Source organism: Arthrobacter sp. BGA-UO-ETr-C19 (assembly GCF_059568005.1).
Map to the genome: position 1 here is coordinate 142,337 of NZ_JCAQPC010000008.1, position 13,050 is coordinate 155,386.

Annotated in this window: 10 protein-coding genes; 5 read left to right on the forward strand and 5 right to left on the reverse strand. The window is 66.6% G+C overall.

Annotated elements, in window-relative coordinates; genetic code table 11:
• Nucleotides 1-217 precede the first annotated feature (217 nt).
• Genes AC57BR_RS03695 through AC57BR_RS03705 form a run of 3 tightly spaced genes read left to right on the forward strand, consistent with a single transcriptional unit; the run spans nt 218 to nt 3,328 of the window.
• Nucleotides 218-886, forward strand: a complete 669-nt coding sequence (locus AC57BR_RS03695; protein WP_496358405.1) for a response regulator transcription factor — start codon at nt 218-220, stop codon at nt 884-886.
• Nucleotides 883-2,325 (forward strand): sensor histidine kinase, encoded by a 1,443-nt coding sequence (locus tag AC57BR_RS03700; RefSeq protein WP_496358406.1) that lies wholly within the window; start codon nt 883-885, stop codon nt 2,323-2,325. The genes AC57BR_RS03695 and AC57BR_RS03700 overlap by 4 nt, the downstream gene beginning before the upstream one ends.
• On the forward strand, nt 2,318-3,328 hold the full coding sequence (locus tag AC57BR_RS03705; protein WP_496358407.1) for a TAXI family TRAP transporter solute-binding subunit: 1,011 nt from the start codon (nt 2,318-2,320) through the stop codon (nt 3,326-3,328). Before AC57BR_RS03700 ends, AC57BR_RS03705 begins: the two co-directional genes overlap by 8 nt.
• 11 nt (nt 3,329-3,339) lie before the next feature.
• On the opposite strand, the gene AC57BR_RS03710 is transcribed toward AC57BR_RS03705, so the two are convergent.
• A complete protein-coding gene (locus AC57BR_RS03710) occupies nt 3,340-4,854 on the reverse strand; it encodes a helix-turn-helix domain-containing protein (protein WP_496358408.1) in 1,515 nt (504 codons plus the stop codon).
• A 161-nt stretch (nt 4,855-5,015) separates the two neighbouring features.
• On the opposite strand from AC57BR_RS03710, the gene aceA reads away from it, so the two are divergent.
• Both aceA and aceB read left to right on the forward strand, forming a co-directional pair.
• A complete protein-coding gene (gene aceA, locus AC57BR_RS03715; protein WP_496358409.1) occupies nt 5,016-6,332 on the forward strand; it encodes an isocitrate lyase in 1,317 nt (438 codons plus the stop codon).
• A 261-nt stretch (nt 6,333-6,593) separates the two neighbouring features.
• Complete coding sequence (gene aceB / locus AC57BR_RS03720) at nt 6,594-8,264, forward strand: malate synthase A (protein ID WP_496358410.1); 1,671 nt, start codon at nt 6,594-6,596, stop codon at nt 8,262-8,264.
• 207 nt (nt 8,265-8,471) lie between these two features.
• Here the strand turns inward: aceB and AC57BR_RS03725 are convergent, their stop codons facing one another.
• The 4 genes from AC57BR_RS03725 to AC57BR_RS03740 form a co-directional block, all read right to left on the reverse strand.
• A complete protein-coding gene (locus tag AC57BR_RS03725) occupies nt 8,472-9,665 on the reverse strand; it encodes an MFS transporter (RefSeq protein WP_496358411.1) in 1,194 nt (397 codons plus the stop codon).
• A 138-nt stretch (nt 9,666-9,803) separates the two neighbouring features.
• Nucleotides 9,804-10,553 carry a ThuA domain-containing protein gene (locus AC57BR_RS03730; RefSeq protein WP_496358412.1) on the reverse strand — a complete coding sequence of 250 codons (750 nt, stop codon included), beginning with the start codon at nt 10,551-10,553 and terminating at the stop codon, nt 9,804-9,806.
• A gap of 1 nt (nt 10,554) precedes the next feature.
• Entirely contained in the window at nt 10,555-11,649 is a 1,095-nt protein-coding gene (locus tag AC57BR_RS03735; protein WP_496358413.1) for a Gfo/Idh/MocA family protein, read from the reverse strand.
• Between the two features lie 81 nt (nt 11,650-11,730).
• The gene (locus tag AC57BR_RS03740) at nt 11,731-12,954 is read right to left on the reverse strand and encodes an ROK family transcriptional regulator (RefSeq protein ID WP_496358414.1); all 1,224 of its coding nucleotides are present in this window, start codon (nt 12,952-12,954) and stop codon (nt 11,731-11,733) included.
• Nucleotides 12,955-13,050 lie beyond the last annotated feature (96 nt).

Here is a 13,050-nt window from a genome sequence, read left to right on the forward strand (position 1 = left end):
TACCAACGCGAAACGGGATTTCCTAACACTTCCTTAAGTTTCGGGGCTGGTTTGCGGTTGCCGCACGCGGGTCTGCTCCTGCGGCGGGCGAAAAAGCCGGCAAAGCGGTAATCTCCAGAAGGGACTATGCGGCCGGGCGCACCGGCCGGGTCTTGCCGCGGGACTGATCGCTCGGATTCAGCAGCCAGGCTTTGCATCAACGTACAAGGACATGCCCATGGAAGTGCTCATCGTCGAGGACGACGACGCCATGGCCGGAGCCCTGACCGCAGCCGTCGCAACCGCCGGACATAAGACCACGCGAGTGTCCCGCGGAGCTGATGCGCTCCTGACCCACCGCAGGTTCGAGGTGATCCTCCTGGACCTGGGGTTGCCCGACATGGACGGGCTGGATGTGCTGCGAAAACTTCGTCAGGTCACCGGCTGCCCCATCCTGATCCTCACTGCGCGCGACGACGAGCGCAGCGTGGTGCTCGGGCTGCGCTCCGGTGCTGATGACTATCTGGTCAAGCCGGTCAAGCTCGTGGAACTGCTGGCGCGGATCGAAGCTGTCACCAGGCGTGCCCGGCGCAGCAGCGGGAGCACGCCGCACACCGTCGTGGTGGACGACCTGGAAATCGACCTGGACCGGCGGGCAGCCAGCAGGGCGGGGGAAACGGTGCCGCTGACCGCCACCGAGTTCGAGCTCCTGGCCCTTCTGGCCCGCCATGCAGGGTCCGTGGTCACCCGAGAGCAGATCCTTGACGCCCTGTGGGGCGATGCTTTTCTGGCTTCCTCACGGTCACTTGACGTGCACCTGACGGGGCTGCGGGCGAAACTGCAAAAACCCGGCTTAATCATCAATGTCCGCGGCGTGGGCTACCGGATCGAAGCGGATCCGGAGTGAGGCTCCGTGTTCTCGGCATCCTCAGCGTGCTCTGTCTGCTGCTGGTATTCCTGGTGTCCGGCACCATACTGACCTCCGCTGCCAGGGAACTCACCCAGGAACTCCAGATAAACCGGGTGGCCTCACTGAACCGGCTGGCGCAGGTGGCCTATGACGCGGCCGGGGACGGTGACACGTCGCGGCTGCAGCGAGAGATGGACACTTACTCCGCACTGTACGGAGAAGGCATTGTGGTCCGGCTCCAGCAGGGCACCGCGCGCTCGGGCGGACTCAGTGAAGACCGGGCTGATGTACAGGAGGCGCTGACCCGGGCGCAGCTCAACCTCAATGACACATCCCTCGCCACGCTGCAGCCCTTCAGCTCCGGCTCAGAAGTCATTTCCCGCTCCTTCGGCAGTGCCAGCCAGGTTCTGGGCGCCGTGGTCCTGGACGTGGACCTCCATACGGCGCGGCAGAAGCTGCTGGAACGGTGGGTGGTGGTGGCTGCTGCCGCGGCTGTCCTCGCGGCCGTACTGCTGCTTGCTGCCGCCCGCCTAACGGGATGGGTGCTGCGCCCCGTGCACCGGCTGAACGCAGCCGTCACCGAGCTTGAGGAAACTGGGCGGGCCGGACGGCTGCCGGAGGAGGGGCCGCCGGAGCTGCGGGAACTGAGCAGGTCGTTCACTGCAATGGCGCAGACCATGAGTGCCAGCATCGAATCGCAGCGCCAGCTGATAGCCGACACATCCCACCAGCTGCGCAACCCGATAGCGGCCCTGCGGCTGCGCCTGGACGTTCTCCAGCTTGAGCTGAAGACGGCCCGGGAGCATGACGCCGCGGCCAGCGCCCTGGCAGAACTGGAACGCGTGGAGGAGATCCTGGACGGCGTGCTGAAACTGGCTGCGGCCGAACACCGGGTATCTGAAGACTCAGCCCGGCCGTTCAGCAGTTCCCCCTCCGGAAAACCTCCCGGGCCGGTGGACCCCTATCCCGTCCTGCAGGGGGAAGTGGAGCGGGCAGGGGCCGCCGCACGGCGAGCCGGTTCACGGCTCGTCCTGGCAGAACCGCCCCAGCCCCCTGTGTTGGTGGCCTGCCACCCCGCGGAGCTGGGGCAAATGGTTGCAGAACTCCTCAACAACGCGATTAAGTACGCCCCCGCGGCAACAGTGAGGGCAGCGGTCCGAGTACATCCGGACACCGTGACAGTGGAGATTTCCGACGACGGCCCAGGGCTTTCCGCCGAAGAACGCGCCGCCGCAACCACCAGGTTCTGGCGGGCGCAGCGGCATTCCACAGTCCGCGGCACCGGCCTGGGAATGACCATTGTGGGCAAGCTCGCTGCTGCCAACGGTGGCCGGCTGGTGTTGACTGAAGCCGAACCCCGGGGCCTGGCGGCCCGGATCGAATTCCGTGCCCCTGCTCACGCGCCAGCCCCCGGGAAGGACTGTCCCGATGCCTGAGGCTGCTGGGCTGCCGGCGACTCTGCCGCGGCGGGCTGTCCTAAAGGCCAGCCTCACGAGTGGATTTCTGGCGCTCCTGCCGCCTGCCCTGAGTTCATGCACCGGCAAGAACCGTCCCGGCCTGCTGACCGTCGCTGGCGGCGAGTCGGGCGGGTTCTACCTGGAATTTTCCACCCTCCTCGCAGCGTCGCTGGAACGGCACGGGGTGGCCGACCACGCCAAGGCGCTCCCCACCGGCGGCAGCCTGGATAACCTGGCTGAGGTGCTGGCTGGCAGAGCCACCTTTGCAGTGGCTCTTGCCGATTCCACCGCCCAGCGGAACAGCCTGCCGGATAGGCCGGTAAAGGTGGCGGCGCTCGGGAAGGTCTACGAAAACTACGTGCACTGCGTGGTGCGGAAAGACAGCGGGATCCGCAGCTTTTCGCAGCTCGCCGGCCGCCGGGTCGCCGTGGGGCAGCCCGGATCCGGAACGTCGCTGACCACTCCCCGGCTCATCGAAGCGGCCGGCCTGAACACATCTGCGGAAGGTGCGGGACCCTCGGCGGGGGCCGTCGTCGTCATGAGCCTTGGGCTGAATGACGGCCTTGCCGCGCTGAAGGCAGGGTCGGTGGATGCACTGTTCTGGTCGGGCGGCGTGCCCACGGCCGCCATTGCCGCCGCTCAACAGGACGTGCCGCTGGCGCTGCTGGACCTGTCAGCCCTGCTGCCACGGCTGCGTCAGCAATACGGCGCCTACTATGACCGGGTCCTCATTCCCGCGGGCAGCTACCCCGGGGTTCCCGCGGTGTGGACGGTGGGAGCCGCCAACCTCCTGCTCTGCCGCGAGGACCTGGACCACGACACGGTGAAGCGGACCGTGGACCTGCTGGTGCACTACGCCGGAGAACTGATACCGGAGTCCAGCCTTGGTGTGCAGTTCCTCAGCACCGAGACCCTCATCAACACTGCCGGCATCCCGCTGCACCCCGCAGCGGCCGGGGCATACCGGTCACTCCACGGGTAAGGAAGCGTCCGTCAGCTGCCCGAGTGGGCCTGCAGGAACGTGTACACCTCGGTCTCGTCCACGCCGGGGAAGGCACCGGGGGGCATCGCAGCCAGCAGGTGGGAGTGGGCCCGGGCGGACGGCCAGGCATTGCCCGCCCACTCGGATGTCAGCGCCGCCGGCGGCCGTTTGCAGCAGTTGGGGTCGGGGCAGTTGGACGTTGCCCGGGCCGTCGTTTCCCGTCCGCGGAACCACTTCACGTGCTGGTACGGGACCCCGATGCTCAGCGAGAACTGCCCGCTGGCCGACCGGTCCGTGCGCGCCGTGCACCAGTACGTGCCCGACGGCGTGTCCGTGTACTGGCTGTAGGCGCTGAACTTGTCCGGCACGTCGAACACGGCGCGGGAGGTCCAGGCCTTGCAGGACGGCTGCCCCTCGATAGCCCCGGTGTGGTCCTGCGGGAAGTTCACGCCGTCGTTCTCGTAGGCCTTGTAAATGATCCCGCTCTGGTGGGTCTTCTGGAAATGCGTGGTGATGCCCAGGTGCTTGGTGGCCAGGTTGGTGAAACGGTGGGCGGCGGTCTCGTACGACACGGCGAAGGCGTCGCGGATGTCCTCCACCGCGATCTCCTTCGCCGACTTGGCTTTTTGCAAAAATTCCACGGTGGCCTGCTCCGGCAGCAGGAGCGCCGCCGCGAAATAGTTCGTCGCCACCCGCTGGGCCAGGAAATCACCGTAGTTCCGTGGCGTCTCATGTCCCAGGACGTAGTGCCCCAGGGCCTGCAGCAGCACAGAGCGGGGGTCGTGGTCCTGCCGCTCACTCTGTGTCAGGTAAATTTTGCGGTTCTTCAAATCGGTCACCGAACGGGTGGAATGCGGCAGGTCACCCACGTGGTGGAGGGTGAATCCGAGGTGCTCTGCGATGTCTGCGATGACGTGCTGGCTCAGCGGCCCGGTCGTGTAACCGACCTCCTTGAGCACCTTCTGTGCCTCGGCTTCGTACTCGGGAAAGTAGTTGCCGCGTTCACGCATCATGGCCCGCAGCTCGCCGTTTGCGCGGCGGGCTTCCTCGGGCGTCGCCACCTGTTCGTTCATCTTGCGTTCGAGCTCCTGAAGCAGCCCCACCTGGGCCTCCAGGACATCCATCGGCAACCGCGAGCTGATGCGGATTTTGGGCAGGTTCAGGGACTCGTACAGCGGTCCGCGCTGGTACCGTTCGAGCTCGATTTCCAGGCCTGCCCGGCGGCTGGGCGGCTCGGCTCCCAGCAGCTGGTCAATTCCGACGCCGAACGCCCCGGCCAGGTGCTGCAGCAGCCCGAGTTTTGGTTCCCGCTTGCCGTTCTCAATGAGGCTGAGCTGGCTCGGTGCGGTCCCGACGGCGGCACTCAGGTCATCGAGCGTCAGGCCCGCCTGTTTGCGCAGGTGGCGAACCCGGCGGCCCAGCGCAATGACGTCCAGTTCGGCCGACGGCGGCGACGACGGCGGCTGCGAAACTTCCCGGTTCCAGCTTGAAGGCGACATTTCTGAAGAATACGTGAAGAAGTGCATTTCTTTCCAGCTTTTTCCTCTAGAAAGCGCTTTGAAAGTGCAGAAAAGTAGGTGTCACGAAGGAAAACCCCTCCGGAAACTGGCCGGACCTGCAAAGGCGCAGGGACGGCCGGCCGGAAAAACTTCCCGGAATGGCCCGGGAGCTAACAAGGAGATCAACGATGACTGCAGCATTTGAGCCCAACCAGCAGACGCCCGAGCAGCAGGCCGCCGCACTGGAGCTCGAGTGGGCTGCCAACCCGCGCTGGGAAGGCGTCACTCGGGACTACTCAGCCGCCGACGTCGTCCGTCTCCGCGGCCGGGTCTCCGAAGAACACACGCTGGCCCGCCGCGGCTCCGAGAAGCTGTGGAAGCAGCTCACCGAAGAGCACAAGACCGGCGGCTACACCAACGCACTGGGCGCGCTGACCGGCAACCAGGCCGTGCAGCAGGTCAAGGCCGGCCTCCGTGCCATCTACCTTTCGGGCTGGCAGGTCGCCGCCGATGCCAACAACTCCGGCCACACCTACCCGGACCAGTCGCTGTACCCGGCGAATTCGGTTCCCACGGTGGTCCGCCGCATCAACAACGCCCTGCTCCGCGCCGACCAGATCGAGTTCTCCGAGGGCATCCAGACCGTCGAGGACTGGCTGGTGCCGATCGTCGCCGACGCCGAGGCCGGCTTCGGCGGACCGCTCAACGCCTACGAGCTGATGAAGTCCATGATCCAGGCCGGCGCCTCGGGCGTTCACTGGGAAGACCAGCTCGCCTCGGAGAAGAAGTGCGGCCACCTCGGCGGCAAGGTCCTCATCCCGACCCAGCAGCACGTCCGCACGCTGAACGCGGCCCGCCTGGCCGCCGACGTCGCCGGCACCCCGTCCGTCGTCATCGCCCGCACCGACGCCGAGGCAGCCACCCTGATCACCTCCGACGTCGACGAACGGGATCAGGAGTTCATCACTGGCGAACGCACCCCGGAAGGCTTCTACAAGGTCCGCAACGGGATCGAACCGTGCATCGCCCGCGCCAAGGCCTACGCCCCGTACTCCGACCTCATCTGGATGGAGACCGGCACCCCGGACCTGGAGCTGGCCCGCAAGTTCGCCGAATCCGTCAAGGCCGAGTTCCCGGACCAGATGCTCTCCTACAACTGCTCGCCCTCGTTCAACTGGCGCAAGCACCTGGACGACGCCACCATCGCCAAGTTCCAGCGTGAACTCGGCGCCATGGGCTTCACGTTCCAGTTCATCACCCTGGCCGGATTCCACGCCCTGAACTACTCGATGTTCGACCTCGCCCACGGCTACGCCCGCGAAGGCATGAGCGCCTACGTCGAACTGCAGGAAAAGGAATTCGCCTCCGAGTCCCGCGGCTACACCGCAACCAAGCACCAGCGCGAAGTCGGCACCGGCTACTTCGACGACATCTCCACTGCGCTCAACCCGAACGCATCCACCCTCGCCCTGGTCGGATCGACCGAAGAGGGCCAGTTCCACTAGACCCCATTCCAGCCCAAAGGTGAGCTGTCGTTATCACTCACCGGAAGGCACGACGGCGGCCGGCACCCAGGTGCCCAAGCCTCGGGCAGGGAAAGGCAATCCGGAAGCGTGCGTAAAAGGGGCCCTATGCCCCGGCTTGGCCGAGCTTTGCGAGGCCCTTGCCGGGCATGGGGAATAGCACGCGGAGGATTGCCTTTTTCGGCCTCCAGCACCAGTTGCCCCACCGCCGTCGAACTTGCTTCTTCTGAGGAGAGATTTGAAATGAACAGCTTCACCGACAACTTCACGATCAATGGCATAACACTCACCGCCCAGCCCATCTGCCGGCAGGGCGAGGTGCTTACTCCGGATGCGCTGGCCTTCGTTGCGCAGCTGCACAAGGCCACTGCCGGTCGGCGGGAAGGGCTGCTGCGGGCTCGGCGGGCCCGGCGTGAGGACATCGCCCGGGGCCAGGACCCCCGGTTCCTGCGGGAGACCGAGTCCGTCCGGAACGATCCGAACTGGCGGGTCGCTCCCCCGGCGCCCGGGCTGGAGGACCGCCGGGTGGAAATCACCGGGCCGGTGGACCGGAAGATGACCATCAACGCGCTGAACTCCGGCGCCAAGGTGTGGCTGGCGGACATGGAAGACTCCTCCACGCCGTCGTGGCGCAATGTCATCCAGGGCCAGCTGAACCTCACGGACGCACTGGAGCGCCGGATCGACTTCACCTCGCCCGAGGGCAAGGAATACAAGCTCAAAGCCGCCGAGGAGCTGCCCACCATCGTGGTCCGGCCCCGCGGCTGGCACCTGCCCGAGAAGCACATGCTGATCAACGGAGAACCGATCGCGGGCGGCATCGTGGACTTCGGCCTGTACTTCTTCCACAACGCCCGCCGCCTCCTGGCCCAGGGCAAGGGACCGTACTTCTACCTGCCGAAGATCGAAAACCACCTCGAGGCCCGGCTCTGGAACGACATCTTCATCCTGGCCCAGGACCTGCTCGGCATCCCGCAGGGCACCATCCGCTCCACCGTGCTGATCGAGACCATCACCGCCGCGTTCGAGATGGAGGAGATCCTGTTCGAGCTGCGGGACCACGCATCGGGCTTGAACGCCGGCCGCTGGGACTACATTTTCTCCCTCATCAAGAACTTCCGCACCCGCGGACCCCGCTTCGTCCTGCCGGACCGCGGCCAGGTGACCATGACCGCCCCGTTCATGCGGGCCTACACCGAGCAGCTGGTCCGGGCCTGCCACAAGCGCGGCGCCATGGCAATTGGGGGCATGGCCGCCGCCGTTCCCAACCGCAAGGACGAGGCCGCCAACGCCAATGCCTTCGAAAAGGTCCGCGCCGACAAGACCCGCGAGGCAGCCGACGGCTTCGACGGCTCCTGGGTGGCGCACCCGGACCTCGTGCCCGTGTGCCGCGAGGTGTTCGACGGCGTCCTCGGCGATAAGCCCAACCAGCTGGACCGCCTCCGCGAGGATGTCACCCCGGACGACCGGGCCCTCATCAACGTGGCCGCGACACAAGGCACCATCACCGAACAGGGCATCCGGAACAACATCGAAGTGGGCATCCGCTACATCGAGTCCTGGCTGCGCGGCAACGGCGCAGTCGCCATCCACAACCTGATGGAGGACGCCGCCACCGCTGAGATCTCCCGCTCCCAGCTGTGGCAGTGGATCTACTCCCGCGCCATCACCGACCACGGCGAGATCATCAGCCGGGAATGGGTGGAGGAGATGCTGGACGAGGAGTTCGCCCGGCTGGAGCGCTTCGACGGTGACCGCTTTGCCGATGCCCGCGACATCTTCGAGGAGGTCACGCTGAGCGACAAGTTCCCCAGCTTCCTCACGGTTCCCGCCTACGCCCGGTACCTGCACGAAGCCCGCGAGGGCATCGACGCCACAGCCGAGGCCATCGAGGACGAGCTCGTCGCCGCCTAGGCATCGCCGTCTGAACCGGCTCAGACTTCCGCCCGCCGGGCCGTCACGCCTTCGCAACAGCACCCCCGAAATCCGGGGAGGCGGCCCGGCAGCGGAACCACCTTGAAGCGCGAACTGGCAGCTAATGACCCGAAAACACACGTTTGAGGGCGTTAGCTGCCAGTTCGCGCTTTGAGTTTTAGGGAATGTACGACGGCGGGAGCGCAGCTAGCGCTGGCGGGGCACCTTCCGTACGGACAACGTTGTTGAAATGACGAACGCCAACACGGACCCGAGGATCACCAGGAGGGGCATGGACCAGGTGCCCGAGGCGCTGTGGACGTAGCCCACCACGGTCGGAGCCAGCGCCGCTACGCCGTAGCCCACACCCTGGACGATCGCCGACATTCTGCCCGCGGACGCCTGGTCCCGGGCGAGCTTGATGATGGCGATGAAGATGAGGGTGATGCCGCCGCCCTGCGCCACTCCCCCGAGCGAGGACCACAGCCACCACAGCTGGGGAACGAACAGCAGCCCCAGCGGAACGGTCAGCCACGTGGCACCCAAGGTGACCGCAACCGCCGTCGTACTCATGAACCGGGCCGCAAGCGGCACACCCAGGCTGCCCGCGATGGCCATGATCTGGAACAGGGAGGAGCCTGCCCCAGCGGCTGCCGGCGTCATGCCGAGTTCATCGGAAAGCAGGGTAGGCAGCCAGGCGGTCACGCCGTAGTAGGAGATGGCCTGGCCCGCGAAACCGACCGTCAAACCCACCGTGATCCATCGCGACGCCGGGCGGCCGGCCGCAGGCGGGCCGCCGGTGCGGTCGTCGGCCGCGGGGACGAAGGCCCGGCGTCCGGAGGCGAAAACCCAGAAGCCGACGGCCGCGATGGCGAAGGCCGCAGAGCCGGCAATGGCAGCCCGCCAGCCGGCCAGCTCGGCCAGCGGCGCCGTGACCACGGACGTAGTAAACGAGCCGACGTTCAGGGCAGCCGTATAGATGCCCATGGCGGCTCCTTGGCGCCGCGGCGAGAAATCCCGCCGGATGATCAGAGGCACCGCGATGTTGCCCACGGTGATGGCCAGGCCCAGGATGACCGTACCGGCCATCACCATGGCCCCGCCGCCGGCCGAGCGGACCGCCACGCCGGCGAGGACGCCCGCCAGTGTGAGGGTGATGGCCAGTTCCGCGCCGAGCCGGCGCCCGGCCAGCGAGGCGAGTGGCGCCGCGAGCGAGAAGCACAGGACCGGAATCCCGGTCAGCAGGCCCAGCTCAACGGGTGAAAAACCCAGCTCCTGCTGCATCGGGCCCAGTACCGGTGCCACCGCCACGAACGGGCCCCGCATGTTGAGGGCAATGAATCCGATGCACGCGAGCAGGATCCAGCTGCGGGGAACCTTCGCTCCGATGTTGTCCCTCATAGGGCGCGGACGTCAGCGTGCTGGGAGCGGGAAAAGGGTTTCATCACTCCCATTGCTATCATGCGGCGCCCCTAACGGCGGAAAATCGGCGGGCCCCGCAGGGCTTAAGTGTCCGTTCGCGCTGAACCGGGGGTTCTTTTAGGGTGCCTGCAGGAACCAGTCCCGCGGGGCGTTGCTGACGCCCGGTGCCTCGCGGAACCTGCCGGGCTGCGCCACCCACCCCACGCCGTTGGCAATCACCTGCTGGATCTGTGGCTGGTGGTACACCGGGTATTCCTGGTCGCCCGGGCTGAAGTAGAAGATCCGGCCCTTGCCGCGCGTGAACGTCACACCCGAGCGGAACACCTCGCCGCCTTCGAAGGAGCTGATGAAGATGAGGTCGTCGGGCTCGGGAATGTCGAAGAGCTCGCCGTACATCTCCTGCTTCGGGATCACGATGGGGCTTTCCACGCCGGCGGTGATCGGGTGCGAGGGCTGGACGGTCCACACGAGTTCCCGCTCGCCCTCATTGCGCCACTTCAGGGAGCACGTGGTGCCGAGCAGTTTCGTGAAGATCTTGGCGAAGTGCCCGGAGTGCAGCACGATCAGGCCCATGCCTCCCAGGACGTGGCGCTGGACCCGCTCCACCACTTCGTCGCTGACCTCGCCGTGGGCTACGTGCCCCCACCACAGGAGCACGTCCGTGGCGGCGAGGGTCTCCTCGGACAGGCCGTGGTCCGGGTCCGCCAGCGTGGCGGTGGTGATGCCGGAGTCCGGGTAGAAACCGTTGAGTCCATCCGCGATGGCGCCGTGCATGCCCTTGGGGTACATCTCGGCCATGGTTTCCGGCTGGTTGTTCGCCTCATGGACGCCTTCGTTCCAGACCAGGATGTTAAGTTTGTCGGTCATGTCAGAGCCTCACTTCGCGCTGTTCGAGGGCGGATTTGTAGCAGGCGTCGAGCACCAGGGCACGGGTCAGGGCGAGTGACCCGTCGTGGGCTCCCCATACAGTCTCACCGCCGCGGACGGCTTCCACGAAGTCCTCCACCACGGCCTGGTGCGCCCGGCCGGGCTCCGCGACCACCACGTAGTCGGCGTTCTCGCCATCCTTTTCCTTGAAGACCCGGACGTCTGCGACCGGGACGTTGGAGGCCCCCACGGCGCGGAGTTCCGCGCCGCCGTCGGTGCCGTAGACGGTGAAATCCATCAGGTCCTCCTCGTCCCGGTAGGCTGCCCAGCCGGCTTCGAGGATCAGCGTGCCGCCGCCTTCAAGCCGGATGAACGCCGAGGCGAAGTCCTCCACCTCAAACTTGTGGGAGGACTTCATGGCGGTGTACCGGGCGTTGCCGCCCAGTCCGCGGGGGCCCAGCTCGGAATGCGTCGACGCCGAGACGGAAAGGACCCGGGGTTCGCCCAGCAGGTGCAGGGCATAGTCCAGGACGTGGACGCCGATGTCGGCCAGCGGCCCGCCGCCTGCCAGGGCAGGGTTGGTGAACCAGCTGCCCAGCATGGGAATCCCCTGCCGGCGGAGCCACGAAGCCTTGGCGTAGTACGGCCGGCCGAGCTCGCCGTCGTCGATGATGCCTTTCAGCTTTTGGATGTCGCCGCGGCGGCGGTGGTTGAAGGCCACGTCCAGGACGCGTCCGGCCTTCCGCGCGGCTTCCACCATCTGCAGACCTTCCGCGCCGTTGCGCGCCAGGGGCTTTTCGCTCAGGACGTGCAGCCCGCGTTCCAGGGCGGCGATGGCAATCGGGGCGTGCAGGAAGGTGGGCACTGCCACGCTGACGGCGTCGAGCCCGTCCAGCTCAATCAGTTCCTCCCAGCGGGCAAACGTATGGGGGACGCTGTACTCGTCCTTGATGTTCTTAAGCAGATCCTCTTCCATCGCGGCGACCGCAACCAACTCCACGCCGTCGATGTTCTTGTAGGCCTCGATGTGCTGCCGCCCGGCCCAGCCGATCCCGACGACACCGACCCTCAGGGGTGCGTTTTTCTGCATGCTCAATGTTCAACACTCCGTTTTCGCTTGGATGTGAAAGTTTGTTTCCTGCGGCCGCCAACCTGGCATGCGGGGAGCCTGCGCAGGCTAGCCCGTGGCCTGGAGCGTGGCTTCGATGACCGTCGGGGACAGGACGTGCTGGGTGACCATCTGGCTCGCACCGAGCACAGCCGCCTGGCCGCCCGCCATGGACAGGCCGATTCGCAGATGCGTGGTGGCGAGGGGAAGCGACCTGCGGTAGACCACTTCGCGCACGCCGGCCATGAGGTGTTCGCCGGCTTGTCCCAGGCTTCCGCCCACCACAATGACGGAAGGATTCAGCAGGTTCACCACGGTGGCGAGCACATCACCCACGTCCCGGCCGGCCTGGCGCAGGGCCTGGATGGCCTGCAGGTTGCCTCCGGCGACCAGGCGAAGGACGTCCGCGCCGCTCTCTGCCTGAACGCCCTGCACCGCCAGCGCGTGCGCCACGGCCGGGCCCGACGCGAGCGCCTCGAGGCAGCCGTAGTTGCCGCACCGGCACAGGACGTCGTCGCCGCGGGGCACCCGGACGTGGCCCAGGTCGCCGGCGGTGCCGTTGGCGCCGCGCTGCAGTTCGCCGTTGCTGATGATGCCCGCGCCGATGCCCGTGGCAACCTTGATAAACAGGAAGTTCTCGTGCTCCGGCCAGTGTGCCGTACGTTCACCCAGCGCCATGATGTTCACGTCGTTGTCCACCAGCACCGGGACCGGGAACGAGCGCTGGACGTAGCTGACCACGTCGAACCCGTCCCAGCCCGGCATGATGGGCGGCTTCACCGGTCTGCCGGTTGCGTGCTCCACGGGTCCCGGCAGGCCGATCCCGACGCCGGCGAGGTCTTCCGTGGTCCGTCCCGTCTCCGCCAGCAGGGACGTCGCATCGGTGACGATCCGTCCGAGCACTGCTTCCGGCCCCTCTGCAACGTCCTGGGCCAGTCGCCGCTCACTGAGGATGTTTCCGCCCAGGTCGGTGACCGCGATGATCACGTGGGTGGCACCGACGTCGACCGCCAGCACTGCCCGGGCGGCCGGCTTGAAAGCAAAGCGCGACGGCGGCCTGCCGCCGCTCGAGGTTGCCTCACCTGCGGGGCCGACCAGTCCGGAGGCAATCAGTGCATCAATGCGGGAGGCCACCGTGGAGCGGGCAAGTCCCGTTGTCAGCGCCAGTTCGGCCCGGGTCCGGGCCTTGCCGTCGCGGAGCAGCTGAAACAGGTCACCGGCACGGGACAGACTGCCCGCGCCGTCGGCGTAAACCGGCTCCGCAGTCTGGCCATTATCCGTTCGTGGACTCATGGCTTCAGTGATAGCACGAATGCTTCTGAGTGTCACAGGACAAAAAGAATGTCGATAACTTTCTAACTTTTGCTTGACGGTCGGCAAAAGTGGTTC